This is a genomic window from Vannielia sp., assembly GCF_029212645.1.
Lineage (GTDB): Bacteria > Pseudomonadota > Alphaproteobacteria > Rhodobacterales > Rhodobacteraceae > Vannielia.
In genome coordinates this window covers 36,700-56,130 of record NZ_JARGND010000018.1, presented here as the reverse complement: position 1 = coordinate 56,130, position 19,431 = coordinate 36,700, and the positions used below count along the sequence as shown (strand labels likewise).

At 54.5% G+C, this 19,431-nt stretch carries 11 protein-coding genes, 1 tRNA gene and 1 pseudogene; 5 read left to right on the top strand and 8 right to left on the bottom strand.

What is annotated here, in order from left to right; translation table 11 throughout:
- Window positions 1-86: 86 nt before the first annotated feature.
- The 4 genes from P1U55_RS07960 to P1U55_RS15855 all read right to left on the bottom strand — a co-directional run bounded on the left by P1U55_RS07960 (window position 87) and on the right by P1U55_RS15855 (window position 12,072).
- Window positions 87-3,836, bottom strand: a complete 3,750-nt coding sequence (locus tag P1U55_RS07960; RefSeq protein ID WP_301047007.1) for an AAA family ATPase — start codon at window positions 3,834-3,836, stop codon at window positions 87-89.
- A 3-nt stretch (window positions 3,837-3,839) separates the two neighbouring features.
- Window positions 3,840-5,141, bottom strand: a complete 1,302-nt coding sequence (sbcD, locus tag P1U55_RS07955) for an exonuclease subunit SbcD (protein ID WP_301047006.1) — start codon at window positions 5,139-5,141, stop codon at window positions 3,840-3,842.
- Window positions 5,142-5,580: 439 nt separating this feature from the next.
- Complete coding sequence (locus P1U55_RS07950) at window positions 5,581-11,490, bottom strand: DUF3320 domain-containing protein (protein WP_301047005.1); 5,910 nt, start codon at window positions 11,488-11,490, stop codon at window positions 5,581-5,583.
- A gap of 354 nt (window positions 11,491-11,844) precedes the next feature.
- Window positions 11,845-12,072, bottom strand: a complete 228-nt coding sequence (locus tag P1U55_RS15855) for a DUF433 domain-containing protein (RefSeq protein WP_366943033.1) — start codon at window positions 12,070-12,072, stop codon at window positions 11,845-11,847.
- A gap of 228 nt (window positions 12,073-12,300) precedes the next feature.
- On the opposite strand from P1U55_RS15855, the gene P1U55_RS07945 reads away from it, so the two are divergent.
- Window positions 12,301-12,663, top strand: a complete 363-nt coding sequence (locus tag P1U55_RS07945; RefSeq protein WP_301047004.1) for a hypothetical protein — start codon at window positions 12,301-12,303, stop codon at window positions 12,661-12,663.
- 1 nt (window position 12,664) lies between these two features.
- Here the strand turns inward: P1U55_RS07945 and P1U55_RS07940 are convergent, their stop codons facing one another.
- Together P1U55_RS07940 and P1U55_RS07935 are read right to left on the bottom strand one after the other, a co-directional pair.
- Window positions 12,665-13,015: a hypothetical protein gene (locus P1U55_RS07940; protein ID WP_301047003.1), complete on the bottom strand. Its 351-nt coding sequence runs from the start codon at window positions 13,013-13,015 to the stop codon at window positions 12,665-12,667.
- A 259-nt stretch (window positions 13,016-13,274) separates the two neighbouring features.
- Window positions 13,275-13,670 (bottom strand): hypothetical protein, encoded by a 396-nt coding sequence (locus P1U55_RS07935; RefSeq protein WP_301047002.1) that lies wholly within the window; start codon window positions 13,668-13,670, stop codon window positions 13,275-13,277.
- Between the two features lie 182 nt (window positions 13,671-13,852).
- Between P1U55_RS07935 and istA the strand changes: the two are divergent.
- From istA to P1U55_RS07920, 3 genes and pseudogenes are all read left to right on the top strand, one after another.
- Window positions 13,853-15,351, top strand: a pseudogene (gene istA / locus P1U55_RS07930) (IS21 family transposase).
- Complete coding sequence (istB, locus tag P1U55_RS07925; RefSeq protein ID WP_301047001.1) at window positions 15,348-16,100, top strand: IS21-like element helper ATPase IstB; 753 nt, start codon at window positions 15,348-15,350, stop codon at window positions 16,098-16,100. The pseudogene istA and the gene istB overlap by 4 nt, the downstream one beginning before the upstream one ends.
- 1,226 nt (window positions 16,101-17,326) lie before the next feature.
- Window positions 17,327-18,184 carry a tyrosine-type recombinase/integrase gene (locus P1U55_RS07920; RefSeq protein ID WP_301047000.1) on the top strand — a complete coding sequence of 286 codons (858 nt, stop codon included), beginning with the start codon at window positions 17,327-17,329 and terminating at the stop codon, window positions 18,182-18,184.
- An 85-nt stretch (window positions 18,185-18,269) separates the two neighbouring features.
- Here the strand turns inward: P1U55_RS07920 and P1U55_RS07915 are convergent.
- Window positions 18,270-18,359 (bottom strand) — tRNA-Ser (locus P1U55_RS07915).
- A gap of 62 nt (window positions 18,360-18,421) precedes the next feature.
- The gene (locus P1U55_RS07910; RefSeq protein WP_301046999.1) at window positions 18,422-18,580 is read right to left on the bottom strand and encodes a hypothetical protein; all 159 of its coding nucleotides are present in this window, start codon (window positions 18,578-18,580) and stop codon (window positions 18,422-18,424) included.
- A 133-nt stretch (window positions 18,581-18,713) separates the two neighbouring features.
- Between P1U55_RS07910 and P1U55_RS07905 the strand changes: the two genes are divergently transcribed.
- The coding region (locus P1U55_RS07905) for a helix-turn-helix transcriptional regulator (protein ID WP_301046998.1) at window positions 18,714-19,431 on the top strand (718 nt) is incomplete at its 3' end.

Sequence of the window (19,431 nt, the reverse complement as noted above, 5' to 3'; positions counted from 1 at the left end):
GCACTTCTGCTACTAAGTCCTTTGGGTCCCCCAAGGATATTTATCGCCTACGAAATGCTATCAACTCAAAGTGGCACATTTGGTTGCTATGCAGCGACTACGACTTCACTCGATCCATCCCCTTGAGCTTCAATTCGAACTTGCATAGGAATGCGATCCTTCATCGCTTGCACATGGCTAATCGCGCCCACCATACGCCCTTGCGCTTGGAGGGCCTCAAGGGCGTCAATTGCCAGGTCCAAACTTTCAACATCAAGGGTGCCGAAACCCTCGTCGATGAACAGAGTACCTGAAATCGCACCCGAGCCGCCGACGGAGGAAAGTGCCAAAGCCAACGCAAGAGAGACAAGGAATCTCTCCCCCCCGGATAAACTGCGCGTAGACCGGATTTCCCCTGCCATATCTTCATCAACCACATGAAGGGAGAGCTTTCCCTCACCCAGCGCCAAGCGATAGCGAGGTTTAATACCTTCGAGGTGGTGGTTCGCTTGTTCCACCAGGATCGAGAGGGTTACTTCTTGAGCGATCTGAGAGAACCTGTCGCCATTGGCCGATCCCACGGTGTCATTGACTGCCGCCCAAGTATCGCGAACTTGCCTTGCTTCGCCGATCTGCGTGACAATCGCGGCTTGGCGAACTTTCGCGTCCATGTCGACCCGAAGCTGGGATGTGTAGTCCTGTTCCGTCTTTTGATTTTCCTCGTCGTCAGCGGTGACCTTAACCTTACGAGTCTGGAGACTTTCCAGACTTTCCTCAAGCGAGCCATCTTCTTGCGCGTCCATACGCGTCAAGATGATCGCCTCAATATCAGTTTGCCGAGTTTTGACTGTTTCTTGAGATGCCAAGCGGTGTTTCTCAAGCGTAGATATCCGCTCTTCGAGCTGCGTGACCTCGGCCATGGGCTTAGACAAAAGTTCTTCCAAGCGTTCTGGCGGGATTGCTATTTCTTGGCTGGCAGCATTGAGTTCAGCCTCAGCAGACTCAAGACGTGTTTCTGCTTTCAATAGGGTGATTTCACCGGAACGCTTTTCAGCCTCAAGACCAGATTTCAGCTTTTCAGCAGACGAATGCGCTTCAGCTGTTTTTTCGCGCTCTTCTGCGGCCTTCTTGCGGCGCTCGTTGAACGCTGTCCGATGAGGTCCAGTCTCTTGTCCGCCAAGAAGTTGGGAACGTTCTAACATCAAATCCGAATGCGCCTTTATACGTGCTAAGTTGGTCTTATCGGCCTCGGACAATGTGGCCTTAGCTGTGATGAGCGCTGCCTCATCGATAGCGATCGCACCAGTCAAATCAGCTTTACTGGTTTCGGATTTTTTCATTGCCTCAAGGTTGCGCTGATGCGCTTCGCGTCGCTCTGCCAAGGCCTTGAGTACTTGATCGCCGTTCAAACCAATGTCCGCCCCGTCGAGATCAAGCATGCCAAAGCGGTTTCCGAGTTCCAGATCGATTTCACCAATCGTTCGCAAAACCGCATCGACCTCATCTTGCGCTCGCAGTTTCTCTTTTTCGGCAACTTCAGTGTTATCCGTGATGACTTGACGCTCATCGCGGTATGTCCGCAAAGTATCAGTTTCCGTTTGCACCTGACGCCGTAGAGCTTCGATTTCTTGATTCAATTCTGAAAGCGCGTCGCAATCACTTTGCAACTGAATGCGCCATAATTTCATCTCATCAGAAAGCTCTCTAAGCACGACTTGGGCGCCTATGACATTCGCTGGAATGCGATCTGAGATTGGTCCTTCCGCCTCGGTTTCGGCGAGTTCACGAAATTCATCTTTCAACTCAAGAGCGTGCTTTTCGGAGCTATCCTTATTTTTTTCCATTTGCAGTCGATCCCGCTCGATCGTCTCGATGGATGCCGTGCTTTTAACCAGCGCGGTAGATGCCTCATCCCGATCCTTGCGTGCTTTTTCGAGATCCCCTCGCAAGCGCTGTGCCAATTCAGCGGCCGGACCTTCAGCGTGAACAGGGTGCTCGGTTGCCTGGCAAACAGGGCAAGGTTGACCATCTACAAGGTGTCGACGCAACTTTTGTGCCTCGGATGAAGCCGCAGCCTCGGCAAGCTCCGCTGGTGCTTCAAGTGCACTGATCCGCGAACTTGCGTCGTTCAAGGCCCTTTGTGCGGCCTCACTTGATGTGTTGGCCCGTTTAAGGGCTTCTCCTTTGTCTGCGATGTCACGAGCAAAATTGCGGGCAGCCATTTCCGCCTCGTCATGTCTCCGGGCAAGTTCTATCAGTGATCCCACCGTGGATGCGCCCGTGGTTAAGCGGCTTAGCCTGCCAACTGGGTCGGTCTCTGCCACCGCGTTTCGGGTCTCGGTGGTTTTCTGGATCTTTTCTTCGTGCGTTTTTCGAGTGGTCTCGAGTGCTTTGACCAACTCAGAAAGTTCGGATTTTCGGGCAAGCTTCACTCCGATTTCTTTTCCGAATTTCTCTGCGGTGGCACCGGCGCTGGCGTGAACTCGCGCAGCTTCCATCCGGCGGGTAAGGCGATCTTCAAGAACGCTCCATTGTTCAATCAGGACAGTGCCAGCGTGCTCTGCGTCAATAGCGGCTTGAAGTTGCTCGATTTCGGTTCGCAGTTTCTCACGCTCAGCCATCTTCGTCTCAAAGAACGCCGTTTTAGTGTTTACATCGGTTTGGCTGGATATGACCTTCTTGTCGGCTTCTTGGGCCTCGGTAAGAGCCGTGGTGATTTTTGCATCAAGTTGTTCGGCCTTGCTCCAAATGGGACCGAAGGCTTTGAATTGTTCTTCAAGTTCCTCAAGTACTCTCTTGGTTTCTGCGTTGGCGCTCCGAGTTTCTTTCTCTACCTTGTCGGCCTCAGTCAGCTTGTCGTTCACCTCATTCAAAGCGTCAAAAGCTGATGATTTCAGCTTCCGAGCCTCGATCACTTCTCGATACTCGGCTCGAACTGAGTTCGCCTTCCTAATCTCGTCGCGTAAAGCGCGATCTTCGCGAGCATTCTCCCAATCTTGGTTGGTTGTTTCGCGGGTACTTTCAGCCTTTAATAGGCGGCCCCGCGCCTCAGACAGCTCTCTGTAATATTCCAGGTCTGCCTGAATGCTCTTTAGACTTTTTGCAGTCTCCTTGCGCTGCTTTGCAATTTCAGCCCTTTGTTCCTCAAGAGCTTTACGTTCGTCGTCCGAAAGCACTTGGTGCTCACCGAGCTTGATTTCGAGGTCCGAAACTGCGCGTTCTGCTTCCTGCGTTGCAACGTAAACCCATTTGGAAATCTCCCGGTACAGGCCGGTTCCTGTGACCTTCTCAAGTATGGCTGCCCGCTCTGAAGTCTTCGCGCTCAGGAAACTATCGAAATCACCTTGGGCCAAAAGTACGGAGCGACGAAACTCTTCATAGGTGAGGCCAGTAAGCTCGACTACAAGTTCGTTGACGCGGCGAACTTGGTTTTCCAGAACAACACCATCCGATAACCGAACCAGTGCACGATCAACGTTCTGAAGGCGATTTGTTGGTTTGCCATGGGCCCGCCGTACCGACCAGTTGGCCTCATAGTCGATACCGTCGCGGCCGCGAAAACGGACCGTTGCATGCCCCTCGGCGGTACCACGGCGCAAAAGTGTTCGTGCGTCTGTCGAAGACAGGGGTACGCCAGATGGATCCGGCACGAGATCATTCACTCCCGAGCTACCGAGCCGCGGACAGTCGCCATAAAGTGCAAGGCACATGGCATCGAGTAGACTGGACTTCCCCGCGCCGGTTTTGCCGGTAATGGCGAAGAGACCGCAGCCCGCCAGAGGACCTGTCTCAAAGTCGATTTCGAAGGGTTTGGCCAGGCTTGCGATGTTGCAGCCCTTGATGCAGAGGATTTCCATGTTTCAGAGCTCCGCCAATGCGTCTCGAAAGGCTGTTAGGTGGCGCTCTTCCGGAGGGATGCCGTTCTTGTTCAGGTAAGCCTCTGAGAAAAGCGCCTCCGGCTCCGTATCTTTGAGATTAGTGATAATCCGAGTCGCTTGTTCATCGCCCTCTTTCGAAGCTTCGCGCCGCACTCGAATGCCGGCCAAGCGCAGCCCGCGCGCCTTCACTTGCGCTGCGGCCTCCGCCGTGATCACTGACGCCGAATCCGTGGCCGCCATTTCGAGATAGACAAAAGGGCGAAGGCCCATGGGGGAATCTTTCAGAGGTTCATCACCTACAAGTGCCTGCAGAGCTGCATCAAGATCTTCGATCAAGAGTGTTTTTTGGCCTGATCCGGTTTCTGGCAGTCGCAGAACAGGTGCAGGGCGCGCGACGCTGACATGCCGATGTTCAACGCTATTGGTGCCGACTTCAATGATCGTTACACCATGATCATACCCAATTTCAGTGGCGGAGAGCGGAAAGCAGGAGCCTGAATACCTGAGCCGGCCTCCGTCGAGTGCCTGAGGCCGATGAAGATGCCCGAGGGCAACATAGCGTAGTTCAGGGGGGAAGACATTCGGAGGAATGGCGTGCGAGCCGCCGATCATGATCCGACGTTCTGCGCCTTCGCTCTCAAGGCCGCCAGCGCAATGAAGGTGTGAGGTTGCTATGAGTGGAGCCGCGGCACCATCCGCTGCGCCTAACTGCGAGATATGGGATAAAGCCATGTCGGTTAGTTCCGCGAAGAACCGGCGGGCTGCAGCTACGACAGGGCTTTCCTCGCCGGTTTCTTGTGATTGTCCGAAAGACAAACCAGGAAGATCGGATGCACGCAGGAATGGGACCGCCAAGACATGCAGGGCGATGCCCCCAAGTCGATCGGGAATAGAGACAAGGTGCTGCTCAAGATCGAAGACAAGCTCTCCTGTTTTGAGATCTTCTTTACGATGCACTCCGCCCACGACGTGGATGTCAAACTCGCTTAGGAGAACTCCGGGCGCTTCGAGCCGACGGACGGGGTCATGGTTCCCACCACTGATCACTGTCCGAAGGGTTGGGCGTCGGTCTTTGAGTTTTGTTAACCCGCGATAGAATAGTTTCTGAATTTCGCCTGACGGATTGGTATTGTCGTAGATATCTCCAGCAATGAGCAGAAGATCAATTTCTTCTTGCTCGACTATATCTGCAAGGCGGTCAAACCAAAGCTGATGTTCGAGCTCTCTATCCCATCCATTCAGGCTGTGCCCCAAATGGAGGTCGGCCGTGTGCAAAATACGCATTTCGATTTCTTTTCTGAACGCCGCTTAGGTAATAAAATCGAACATTCCCTACTGGTCGAAAAAAAGCAACCAAAGCGCCCTCGTTGTTTCTATATCCTCTCTCGAAGTAGGCAACTGCGACGAACTTAACTGTAAACTTTAGACATCCTGTACCGACATTCCCTAAGTGGAGGGCCTACCAGTTGATGTTGCTGCTGTTTTGCCCAGCGATCAAGGCTTCTTGACCCGCTGTGCGGCGCTTCGGGCGTCTAAAGGCCCTTTGGTGGTAGTTTGACGCGCAGTTTCAGTTACAGACATATCCGAAAAACTGTCAGTAACTGCTCGGAAGCATCGATCACGTTAGGAACCCGCAAGGGCCATAGAACGCTACGTCGTTGCTCGTGCGCCTGCCACAACCGTGAAATTGGCCGTACCTCTTGATTGCCCTCGCACTGGAAAGTTACAGATCGCGATCTCCATCTTTCTGTGGAGCGTCTGCGCTTGGCATCGATGCGGTTTCTGTTCGCCATTTCATACAGGTTTCGAGATAGCTTCGACTGTCGGCGGTCAAACGTTGTAAACCTGCCAGCCGTGATAGGTCGCGAGCGGGGTCGTCGCTTCGTTCGAGCGCGCGTGCATTGGTGTCATAAAGCCAAGCAATTTCGGCGCGTGAGATGTCGCGGATGCTGCGATTAAGGTCAGCCTGGAACGGCACACGATTTGAGTGACTGCCCTTGCTCCATGCAAAATCGATGCCATCCGCATTGTGGACATCGATGCGCGCCAAGGCCGCGCGCACCTGTTCAACGATACGTCGCCCAGTACGTTGCCATCCATGTTTTTGAGCGACACGCCGGGAAAGGAGCGTCACTGGAAGTGGTCCTTCGTTCTCGACGATATCCTCTATGAGACGTTCAAGGCGCGGGATGTAGGCCGCATCGTAGAATTGCTCTGGGTCCGGAGGTAGATTTCCGAATACCTCCGTAGCGCCCGTTTCTATTAAATCATGTTCCGGACGTTTAACGCCTGCAACAAGAGGTTCTTCGCGAGGTTCGAGTAAATCCATTATTGGATCAGGCACTTGCTCCAGTTTCACCGGAGCTGTCACCATTTCAGTTGCATTACTTTGTTCGACAGATTCGATTTCGTCGGTCGGCAATTCCTCTTCAAATGAAGTAGCTCGGGTGGCATCTTCTTCCGCGCGCCTTGCCCGGTCGTCCTCCAGATGGTTCGTCAGCGCGTCATGGATACGCTCCACGACCGCCTTTGAGTTCTTGAACCAATCAGTCGACCAGATGCGCAAAATCTTCCAGCCGAGGTTTTCCAGAACAGCTTGTCGTACTTTATCCCGGTCTCTGGCCGTTGCAGAGCCGTGATAGGTCGCCCCATCGCATTCGATCCCTGCAAGGTAGACGCCCGCATGATCCGGATGCACGACGCCCAAGTCGATACGGAAGCCCGAGACGCCAATTTGCGGTCGTAGTTCCCAACCTTTCGCCTCGATGGCCGCCTTGATGGCCGCTTCAAAGACGTTCTCCACAGGGCCGAGCGAACCATCGTCTTGCGAAGGAAGTGCAACTGGCCCACGTGCCGCGAAGTCCAGGAAACCCTTAAGGTGCTTTACGCCAAGCGCCTTTGTGCGGGTCAAATCGATCTGATCCGCACGAACCGAGGCAAAGATGTGCAACTCCTGCCGGGCGCGGGTAATGGCTACGTTCAGCCGCTTCTCTCCACCATCGCTATTGAGAGCACCAAATGCCATCGAAAGCTTACCTGCGTGATCCGGACCGAAGGTGATCGAGAACAGCATGATGTCGCGTTCGTCCCCTTGGATGTTTTCCAGATTTTTAACGATGACGGGTTCTTCCCGATCGTCTTCAAAGAACCATTCCAGTTCGGGATTCTTGCGGCGCTCCTCATCCAGCAGGTCGAGGATCAGCCCTTGTTGCTCACCGTTAAAGGTGATGACGCCGAGTGTGAGGCGCTCTTCTTCAGGCAACACGAGCCATTCTGTCAACCGGCGCACAACCATACGGGATATGGCTCGGGCCTCGTCCTCGTTAGTGCGTCCCATGCCACGGGCATAAGTGCCATTTATCTGGTGCAGCTTTACTGCTTGGGATTCCGTGGCTGGCGACGGAAAGGTCACCAGTCTCCCGCCATAGTAATGCCAGTTGGAGAATGCGATTAGTGATTCATCCCTGCTCCTGTAGTGCCAGTCAAGTTGCTGGGTCGGGATACCCGCAGCCGACACCTCGTCAAGAATCGAAGCGAGGTCTTTTTCGCTTTCTGGCAGATCCTCTTCTGGGTCATCGTTGCGACCAAAGAAGTTGGTGGGGGGTAGCTGCTTGGGGTCGCCAACGATAATGGCTTGCCGTCCTCGTGCTATGGCGCCAATCGCGTCCCAGGTGGTGATCTGAGACGCTTCGTCGAAGATTACGACGTCAAAGGCAGCTTGCCCCGCAGGCAGGTATTGCGCGACAGACAACGGCGACATCAACACACATGGTGCGAGTTTGGTGAATGTATCAGGCATTTCTGAAACCAGAGATCGGATCGGCATACTGGGGCGTTGCAGGCCGAGCTGGTGGCGCAGGGTCCCCAGCTCGGATTTACGAGCCACGCCATCGCGAGCGGGTAAACCATGCCGGATGCGGTGAAGGACTTGCCCTGCTGCCATCTCAGTAGCACGATCGTCGAGGGCGCGGAACTTGTTGATTGCGTCCTCATGGGACCAATGGGAAAAGCCCCGCAGCACTGCTTCTGCGTCCATGGCTTGCGGCAGCCACCACTGGGCGTAGGCCGTAGTGAAAGCTTCTTCGACGGCACCAGTCAAAGTTCGGGCTTCAACAGCTTCGACCAGAGAGGTCAATCCTGCACCGCAAGCTTGATTGCGGACGTTGATCCAACGCGTCCAGTCCTCCAACGCCTCGCGGTTCTCCAACGTTTGATCAAGCAGCTGGGTGAGGTCATCAAATGAATGCTTTGTCGGGTCGGTGCCTGCTACTTGCTGGAAGGCATCCGCCTGAGCGATCCAACGCTGATGAAGCCTACTGAAACCATCCAGGGCGGTCCGTAGGTCGCCAGTCTCGCGGCGTGCCAGTGTGAGTTTGACCTGTGTCCATCGTGAGTGATCTGAGACCTTTGACGACAGCGGGTCGGTCACCGCTCTGAATTGCTGCGCCTCACCGATCAACTGGGCCAAACGGGTGGCGTCGGTTGCGGCCTTTTCAAAAGCGGGACAGCTGGACAATGCAATGGTCTCGATGTCGCCGTTGAGCCGCCGCAAGGCATCGAGACCGGCAATGTCGTTACTCGGATCAGCCTTGCCACCTGTAGCGTAGGTCTGCAGCAGCTTTCGCACTGCGGATTTGGCGAAGGTTGAGAATGGCCAGAACTTGGTTTGGGCACGCCGCCAGTCAGCATCCATCTGGTCGAGCGGCATCGTGCTCAGTCGATCCAAAGGATAACTTGCCGATAGTGCCTCGGACGCGGTGCGATACGCGTCCAACATTGGGGCAAGTCGTTCACTTTCTTGGACCGCATTCGACAGGTCCACCTCCAAGCCCCAGCTTACATCGGAACCGTTGGCCGGCCATCCAGAAAACGCCACCAATTCTTCAAGCCGGTCCTTGTTCAGAGCATCTTCAGTTAACCCACACAAAGCAGTTAAGGCGGTCGCGTGCTCTGCCACCTCACGAGTGGCCTTTCGCAGGTTCTCCGAGCGCGACAAAAGCTCAGTTTGCCAGCCGAAAGACCACTCTTCGGCACCGACCAGTGGCAAAGCAGGGCGGTCCTGAACAATTTGGTGACAGCGCCCGACCGCCTCGGCCAAGGTCCTTAAATGCGCATAGCTCTCGGCATCGTGTGCATCCTTGTTGTCAAAGGACAGCTCAAAAGAAACCTCCGCGTGCGCAGCATGGCCCACCGCTTCATAGACACTGAAGCCCTGCGTACCCTTGCGATGAAGGGCCGCAACATACTCATTCAACTGAGTGCGTTTGATCGAAAGGTCATCAGTCACTCGGATCCATTCGGCCTCTGACACTTCGCCCTGCCGATCCCAGCTACGCCCCAGTTGATTGAGCACAGACTTTCGGTCTGCCTTGTTGGAATGGAGTTCCAAGACCGCGTCGCCAAGCCCATGCGCCGATAAGCGACGATGTACGACGTCCAGCGCCGCGGACTTCTCGGCAACGAAAAGAACAGTCTTTCCAACAGCGAGACACTGCGAAATGATGTTAGCGATAGTCTGGCTTTTGCCGGTTCCTGGAGGGCCTATAAGGACAAAATCATGCCCGTCCTGTGCAGCAAGGACGGCCGACAACTGTGAAGAATCCGCAGGCAACGGCGTGAACATATCTCGTGGTGCGACCCGTCGATCCACATCAGCTGCTGAGGGAAGTGCGGCCGCACCTTCGGCAAGGAATGGCTCGGTTGGATTGTCGACGAGGTGCTGTACCAATGCATTGTTGCGCAGGCTATCCGTCCGCTCTACCAGGTCTTTCCACATCAGGAACTTGGCAAAGGAGAAGGTTGACATAGCCAGCTCCTCCACCACCTCGAACCCCGCGACGTCGCGCACTTTGCGCCGCATGATTTCGAATATCAGCGGCAGGTCGTAGCCGCTCTCATCACGCGGCAACTCCCCCTCGAGTTCTGGGATATGAAGGTCGAAGTCGCGCTTTAGAAACTCGAGGAGAGTCGCGTTCAGGCGGACATCATCCTCGTGGTGCTCGATGATGAATTCGGATTGGGCAGAGCGACGCGATACCTTCACGGGGATAAGCAATAATGGTGCACGGTAGCTGCGTGTATCGGTGTCAGTCTTTTTCCAGCGCAGGAAGCCTGCGGCGAGAAACAGTGTATTTGTCCCGCCTTCCTGCATGTCACTCTTGGCCTTGCGGAAAAGACCGAGAAGCCGGTTGTTTGTATCTTTTCCTGTCAATGGGACAGCCAGTTGTCCCTTGGCAAAGGCGTCGCGCGCGACTTCTTCGAGCAGCTTAGGCTCCTGCTTGTTTAGCAGGTCACGCTGTCCGACTGGGTCTTCGTCCTTGAGAGCAAGAGCTTTGAATTTCTTTCCGTCGGCCAGTTGGTCTTCAAGACTCGAAACGTCTGGACAGACAAAGGGGATAGTTTGTTTGGTATCGCGGAAATTCAACAAGCGGTTGCGCAGGGACAGATCCAGCAGCTTACGTTGCCAGCGGGAAATCCGATCTCGTGGCGTCTTCGGCTCTTCATCTACGAGATCACCTGGCAGGAAATCGAAGGCCAGCGGCTTTGGTAAGGCTGGGGGCGCAGCTTCGATCTGTTCAGCTTCTGGGTTTGTCTCGGTGCTGTGAGAGGCAAGAGGCCGGATGCGCGCGACGCGGGCCCGCCGAACATCAACGGCCAATTGGAAGGTATGCTCATTGCGTTCAGCCGTCAGATCACGCCCAGCGCTGACCGCCTGCTCTAAACCGATAGTTGGCCGCTTTGTCAGAAGTGTGGTTTCCATGGTGACAAATTCACGGGCGTCAATAGCCTTGCGCACAGTCATGACATCAGGTTCCGTCACCTGACCGAAATCGCGTTCGGTAAGCCAAACACCTGCCCAAGCGTGTCCCTCAGAAAATAGAACCACCGAGTTCAACCCAGCCGCTTCGAAACACGCAGCAAGCAACAAGGAACTGTCCAAGCAGGTTGCAAGCCCTTCTGATTTAACGCGCGCAGGGCTGCGAACCTTCTGGCCGCGTGTCTCGAAAGATGCTGGAGGATAGGCATAGGTCAATCCAAGCGCGGTGGTCGCGGACCAAATTGCTCCCGCAAGCATCCACGCACGGCCTGGGTCTTTCGACTGGTAGCCGTCAATTGCGCCGCTTTGTCCGCCACGCTCCAGCAGCCGACCGGCCTCCTTCAAGATGGCTGCCACCACCGCATCGTTGGGCGAGACATAGGCAGCCAGCAGATGGGCCATATCTCCGATGCCGCCCCATTCGTCCCGAGCCAGCATTTCGATCCGACGGTCTTCGTGAAACAGTTCCGTGTCATCGGCGGATACCGTCAATTTCAATTGGCCAAACTCTGCCTCGTTCAGCCCGGATAGGAGCGCGTCATTTAAGGGTGTTTCGAGGTCAGACAGCTTCCGTTCTTCGCCTGGGCCAAGCCGATCCAGCGTCCAGGTTTTCGGCTTGATGACAGAGGGCGTGCTCTCAATCGTAATAGAAAGGTTCTCCAGAGGCGCATCTGTCCCATTGATTAACTTAATCGTGCGAAGAATCGAAACGCCGTTCTGAGCGGAGGAGAAATTGATTTTCTCCGCCGTAGAGAAAGTTACCCTGAGGTTCTGATCTTCCTCAGCTGCGGTTATTGGATCAATGATTTCTGACATAATGCAACTCTTGATATGTATGGCTCGATGCTGCACACGCTGCTCTGCGTGTCAATCTGTAATGAAGGTGCGCATGCTAATGATTAGATTTGAACTACAGAACTGGTTCGCGGTTCGGAGAGTTTGATAATTGTCCTTCGAACATCCCTCGCAGATCTATGTGCATAGGAAATTCGCATCGGTCGCGACAATGAGGCCCGCACCAATGGGTCGTTTCAATCTCCATGGGGATCAAGGCAGCAGAAGCTACTTCTTTGATGGGCCGTTTCGAGCCAATGACATCATGGTTCGTCGAAGGTGCAAGCTGCAGCAGCGGTTTTTGTGGCCCTTTCCAGGTTGCCAGAGAGATCAAACTCAACTTGGGACATTACTGAGCGGATGAGCCCTTGCATATAGGCTTGCCTGTTCAAGATGCTCTGCCGTCAGGCTTGGATAACTCTCCAAAATGTAGTGAACCGTTTCAAACCTGCAGAGATCCGCCAATTCGTAAACACCAATTCTTGCTCCGGCTATGACCGGCAGCCCACCCCTGACTTCAGCATCGAATAGGACTGCAGCCTCGGCCTTTGCAAATGAAGCCATTCTGGCAACAGTCTTCGCGACTGAGCCAGCCAAATCAACTCGCAATATGCCTTTCTTGAATACAACTTAGTGCGAGGAACCTTTCGCTACATCGCCAAACCCTCAGCGTGTCGGATCGCAGGGATTGTCGTGCATAGGGTCAAAACTGATTGACGCAGCTCAAGGTTCCCACAGGCCTGCCGGATGGCGCAGAGCTTACCCAGAACAAACATATTTGTGGAGCGCGCGATGACCGACAGCTTCAATGCGCGCGTAAGCACGCAATGCGTCGTGTCTCGAATGCGTTCCGTCGCAGCACTGCAAAGCGTAGACTTCAGCACCAGTATCATGGATTTCGTAGTCGAGCGCGAGAAACGCCTTCCTTGCGGCGGCCGTCAGATGATCGAGGTGTTTTTCCCAAATCATGGCCGAAACGCTCGCGATCTGATAATCGCCTTGGAAGTGATGTTTGTCTATCCAAAGATGTACAAACGGCACACGAAATTTCTCGACGAGCCACATCGAGACATCGCAGATGTCTTGATCCAGCTGGCCGTCGCCGGGGTCGAAACCCCGACAACGATTTTGGTTCACTTGGTAGCCCAGCTCTGATTCACACAACATTGTTGAACCGCGCAAGCAGGTCGCTGATCCGAGCTCCGTGCCAGCGCAAAGCTCCCGATGCATCGAAGCCCTGGTCGCGTGACGCGATGTCTGCGGCTTCTGCAGTTTGTTTGGACAATGCAGCTTCAATCTCTTGAAGGGCCGCTTTGATCGCACCGGCATCCGGATGCTGGGTCCCAAAGATGCCATGGAGTTCGCAGAATGCATCAAAGCCCGAGGGGGCGTCGAAAACGTCCAATAAGTCACAAAGAGAAACTCCGTGACGGCGCAGGTGCAACTCTGTGTCTGCAATTCTGTCATGTGCCACCTGAGCGGCGTTAAGATTGGCGGTGTTAAGCATGAGATACCTCCGTTCATGCGAGAAAGCGATATATGGTTCGAATGCCTATTCTGCGGCTTCATGGTCGCTCGGTCGGTGGAGGTAGTTCCTGTGGTTGTCGGCTCCTGATGTCAGTTCAGTTGGTTGGCTCTTGTGTTGGTAACAATGAGATTGGCCACTCTCGCAAAGAGCGAAGAAGATATTTGGCCTTTACTCAAATTTCCTGGGAGAGGTGGGGGTGCCCGCACTTCTGCTTGTCGCCAGAAATGCGGGCAGGCTCTTACGCCGTGCGGCCGTCACCAGTGTCGATCAATCCAGCATTCTCCAACGCTTCGTTTAAGGTGTCAGCAAGAAGGCAGATTTCCGGAACGATCGGATCATCAGGCTCGAGCAGTACAAAACATGCGTCATCACCCCAATTTTCATCGTAGGCATGCTCGAGAAACAGTTGGCGCCGCAGGTCAAGCAACTGGCTCCGCAAGCGACGCGTGACAGGCCCGGGCTGTGACAATGCCTCACGGATAGCGTTGATGAGACGCGCGCCGCGGCGCCCGCCGAGCAGCACTGCGGCATGCCCGAGCCCCTCCTCGTTTTCATCGAAGTACGCCCGAAGAGCGATTTTGCCAATTTGACGGTCTACAAGTTCGCAATTGGGGATGTTTTTGTCGTGATACATGTTGCCTCCTGAATGGTAAAAAGTCGGGTTTCGTCCCGGTGGTGTCAGGGTCTTTTGGAGGTCCATGTCATCGCTATGTAAAACGCGGATCAATAATGGGCCACAGAAGCGGCTGCGCATCGCAGTTGTAGCGGAGTAAAATTCCGCCAGTTTGTGTCCTTCGTTTAGTCGGAGGGCGGGAGATGTATTCTGTGGATATTTATAATCGCGTGCGCCGTGCCTGCTTGAAGGACGGCATGTCAGCTCGAGAAGCGGCGCGTTATTTCAATAAGGATCGCAAGACGATCGCGAAGATGCTGCGCCATGAGCTGCCGCCCGGATATCAGCGTTCAGAACCGCCGCGTCGGCCAACGCTTGATAATTACGTTGGTGTCATCGACGAGATACTGCGCTCCGACAAAGCCTTGATCAAAAAACAGCGTCACACGTCGAAGCGCATTTTTGAACGACTGCGTGATGAGCATGGTTATGCAGGCAGCCTCACGACGGTGACGTATTATGTGCGTGAGCAAAAGCGGCGCACCAAAGAAGTGTTTGTGCCGTTGTCGCATCGGCCAGGCCACGCACAGGTTGATTTTGGCGAGACCTCCGGCGTCATCGGCGGGGTGGAGCGCAAAGTCCACTTCTTTGTGATGAGCTTGCCGCATTCTGATGCGGTGTTTGTGAAGGGTTATCCAGCAGAGACAACGGAAGCATTCTGTGATGGCCACGTCTCGGCCTTTGCCTTCTTTGGCGGCATTCCCCAATCCATTCTTTACGACAATACCAAGATTGCTGTGGCGCGTATTCTGGGGGACAGAACGCGCGTCCGGACCTGTCGGTTCACGGAATTGCAATCGCATTACTTGTTTGATGACAGGTTCGGGCGGCCTGCGCGAGGAAACGACAAAGGCAATGTCGAAGGCATGGTCGGTTACACACGTCGCAACTTTATGGTGCCCGCACCGCGCTACGACAGCTTTGATGATTTGAACGCGCACCTGGAGCAGAAGTGTTTGGAACGACAAAGTGATACATTGCGCGGCCACACCCAAACTATAGGCGCACGCCTGGTATCGGATTTGGATGCTCTAATAGGATTGCCCGTCGCAGAATATGAAGCCTGCGATCACGTCAGTACGCGGGCCACGTCGATCTCGATGGTGCGCTATCGCAGCAATGATTACTCGGTGCCGGTGGCTTATGCCCACCATGATGTTCACGTGCGTGGGTTTGTGCATGAGGTCATCATTGGATGTGGCAACGAGATTATTGCACGGCATAAACGATCCTAAGCATCAGCGGATATGATCTTTGATCCATTGCACTTTTTGCCCCTGCTCGAACAAAAGGTGGGGGCTATGGATCAGGCTGCCCCTTTGCAGAGTTGGGACTTCCGGATGTCTTCGCCACGCTGCGCCGGCTGCTTGAGGCCAGAATGGGCAAGCCAGGAAAGCGAGAATACGTTCAGGTCTTGCGCCTTTTGGAGACGTTCGAGATGAGCGTTGTGCAAGGCGCAATCAATCAAGCCATTGATATGGGGGCCATTGCCTACGACGCCGTAAAACACCTTGTGCTGTGTCGGGTTGAGAAGCGGCCGCCGCGTTTGGACTTGGACTTCTATCCCTACTTGCCCAAGGCCAATGTAGGCACAACACGCCCATCCAGTTACATGAGTTTGATGGGGAGGACTGCGGCATGACCGAAGCCCCTCAGATCCTATTGCGGCACCATCTTAAACAACTGCGACTGCCAACGTTCCAAGGCGAGTATGCCAAACAGGCGCAGCTTTGTGCTGCTGAGAACAAAGATCACATCCAGTATCTGGCCCGCCTGTGTGAGATGGAATTGATCGACCGCGAACGGCGGATGATTGAGCGTCGGATCAAAGCGGCGAAGTTCCCCAGCACCAAAAGCTTGGATAGCTTTGACTTCAAAATCATCCCCAGCTTGAACAAGCCGCTGACGATGGATCTGGCACGATGCGATTACGTTGATCGCAGGGAAAACATCATCGCCTTAGGACCGTCAGGCACTGGCAAAACACATATCGCTTTGGGACTGGGGTTGGCTGCGTGTCAGAGGGGACTGAAGGTTCGCTTCACGACGGCAGCAGCATTGGTGCACGATCTGATTGAGGCTCAAGATGAGCGGAGATTGCAGCGCCTTCAAAATCAACTGACCGGCCAGAACCTGTTGATCATTGATGAACTGGGCTTCGTGCCTCTCAGCAAATCTGGTGCCGAGCTACTCTTCGAGGTCATATCCCAATGCTACGAACGCGGGTCCATCACCATTACCTCAAACCTGCCCTTCGATGAGTGGACCGAGGTCTTTGGCTCCGAGCGGCTGACAGGCGCACTGCTGGATCGCTTGACCCATCACGTCCACATTCTCGAGATGAATGGCGAAAGCTACAGGCTCAAACACAGCCGCAACAAACAACAATAATCAAAGCCCAATCCAGATCAGAACAATGTTGGTCCAAGGGCCAACATGCGCTTTGGCACGCGTTAGCTATATGACAAGCACTCGCGCCAAAGCGCACGACAAACGATAACTCAGTGGACCAGTTTTACGCCGCGATATGGCCCCTTTTTACTCTGCGATTGACATCGCTACCTGGTGAAAATCGCGCCTCACAACGAGGGCGCGAAAATCAGCAGGTGGCAATGAAATTTCGTTTCTTTCCTCTGGTCTTTTTTCCTTCATCGCGGCTTCTAATAATGAGATTGGTCGAAAATGCCTGATACGAAGGAATTTCTTGAATTGTCTCTTGGGAACAAGGCATGCGCCTTCGATACGACGCGGATCATTGGTGCTGAAAAAACTAAAGTGAACGGGTTAGACTTGGACCTGCCTATAGCATGGATACGCCAACGGCATCGTAATGCGCTGCGGCGGTGAGTGCTTGGCTAAGCCATCACAATATGAGAGAGGCCCACGCCGTCGAAAGCGTCAGAATTGCTTGATCGACAAACTTGGCAACCTATGAGTTGCAGGTGCATATGAAAAAATTAAAAATTCACTTCGTCAAAAATTGAACTGACCATACATCTATTTACACAACGCGCTTCGAAGAGGCTGAAACCAGAACTCGACAACCTAAATTTCTGATAGCCGAAAAGTGGGCACATCGAAAAATCGACACCTAATCTTGACAAAATCATGAAGATTTGTCCGGTCCGAATGACCGTAATTTAGACTGCGCTACGAGAGTTTTCCAGTGTTGTCATGTAGGCACACGGAGGCTCAATAGATTGCCTATTGGGTCAACACGTCCCGCCGCGCTTAAAGTTAGGTCAAACATGTCGAACAGGAAAGCCATCGTTACCCAATCTGAAATACAGAGAGCGCTAAAAGCCGCCAAGAGTTCCGGATACTCAGTCGCTAAGTTCGAGATTCTCCAAGACGGAGGTCTTAGAGTTTTTCTGGGGGAGCCCGGCAGCGAGGATGCGCCGAACGAATGGGATATTGGACTTAATCTCACATGATTTGTTGCGCAGACAAGAAGTTTTGCGGCGTCTCCGAGTATTCTGATCGCCACGGAAAAAAACGCTGGCGGTTTCGCAAGAGGGGTTTTTCTGCGGAGCTTGGTTCGGAATACGGCTCTAAGGAATTTTTGAGAAGATACGAAAAATGCGGTTTCCGGCGTGCGCTTGAAACCAGGAGCTGGATTGGAAAAAACCGTTCCTAAATCAATTTCCGACTTGATCGCGAGATACTACCAGTCTCCCGAATTTCTTGGTCTCAAGTCCAGTACGAAGACAACATATCGGGGTATTCTGGAAAGATTCCGTGTTGAGCATGGCTCCAAGAGCTCGGTCAGTATGGCCCGGCGGCATGTAAAGGCAATCCTTGCCGCACATAATGATACGCCCAGTGCAGCCAACAATCTGAGAGATAGGATTAAGGCACTGATGGATTTAGCCATCGACCTTGAGTGGAGAGCTGATAATCCGGTTAGGCATGTCAAACCTATAAAAACTCGGTCTGCAGGTTTTCACACGTGGACTGAAGAAGAGATTGAGAAATTCTATTCAGTTCATGCTGTTGGATCGACGGCCCACATCAGCATGACGTTGATGCTCTATACTGGCGCGGCGCGTGCGGACGCTGTGAAATTGGGCTGGGGGAATGTTGACGGAGATCGCATACGTTACCGGCGTCAAAAAACTGAAGACAATGGCGGTGTTCTCATCGACATCCCTGTGCATTCCGTACTGCGTTCGGCGCTGGTCGCATGTCCGATCAAAAGCTTTACTTTCCTTCAAACAAAAGCTGGAAAAAATCGTTCGGCCAACGGACTCGGAAACAGTATGCGAAGTTGGTGCGACGCCGCCAACCTCCCGAAATGCACCTCGCACGGCTTGAGAAAAGCGATTGCGAGACGTTTGGCTGAGGCCGGCGCATCCCCTCATGAGATCATGGCCGTCACTGGCCACACTACTCTGGCTGAGGTGACTCGCTATACAAGGGACGCAAGTCGCCCTATGCTTGCTGATGAAGCTATCACGAGGCTGGGCCGGATCTAAAGGGGAACAAATCTTGACGAACCAAAATCTCAGGCTTGCCAATCACCCCCATAAACCCCTGTAAACAAAGGATAAAATATGAAGGTGGCGGAGACGAAGGGATTCGAACCCTCGAGACGGTTTCCCGCCTACTCCCTTAGCAGGGGAGCGCCTTCGACCACTCGGCCACGTCTCCGCCAGCGGGTTTATCGGGCCAAACGGCGGGGGGCAAGGGGGAATTCTCCCTTGCCCCCCGCCTTACATGCAGGCCAGCGCGAGGTAGAGCACAGCCGAGATCGCCGCGAACCTGCGCGGGCACATCCCGAAGGCTCCCCACACACAAAGCGCCACGAACAGAAGGTTAATCGCCTGCGGGCACCAGAGTGCTGCAAGCAGAAGTTGCAAGTACCACATCATCGGGTAGTCTCCATTTTGATGTGGCGGGCCCGCCTTGGGTTAAAGCGTTGTCGACATGGCCATATTCGCCCGGACAGGTGCGCATGGGCGATGGCATAGAGTTCACCGGACCGGCGGCGGAGGTTGTTAAGAGTTGCCTAAAGTTCCACAGGAGACCCTCGACGCCTTCGGCAAAGCCGTGTTTCGCGCCCGCTCGCTCAAGGGATGGACCCATGACCAGCTTGGCGCGGCGATGGATGGCTCCAGCAGCAAGTCCTTCCTCTCCGGCATCGAGAACGGCAAGCGCCAGATCAGCCCGCCCACCGTCGGGCGGCTCATCAATGCGCTCAACCTTGATGAGAGCTGGATCGACAGGTTCATTGACGCCGACACCACCCCCGAGGCCGAGGCCAACGCCACCCGTATACTTGATGACGCCGAAGAGGCGGGCGCGGTCAAGCGGTTGGCCGAGGCGGGCGTCACCGAAACCGCTCTCATCAAACTCGCCCAGCGCATCACCGGCCAAACCAGTGACCTCTCCCAAGCCTGGCTAGAGCTGCAAAACGCGATGGAGATCGCGGTGCGGGTGCAGGCGGAGGGGGCGGGTGGGTCCAATCATGGGGATTTCGTTGATGAGGTGCTGCGCCGGGTGGCGGCGCTTTCGGCGGAGGGCAGCTACGCCGAGGCGGGGGAGGCGATCGAGGCGGCCCTGGCCGAGGAGGCGGCGGCGCATGAGCGGCGGGTGGAGCGGCTCCTGGGCAGCGGCATCGAGCTTGCCATGCTGGAGGGTGACGCCGAGAAGGCCGCCAGCCTGCTGATCCGCCGCGCCGATCACGCGGCGGGCGGGCAGGCCGGGGTGGCGGCGCTGCGGG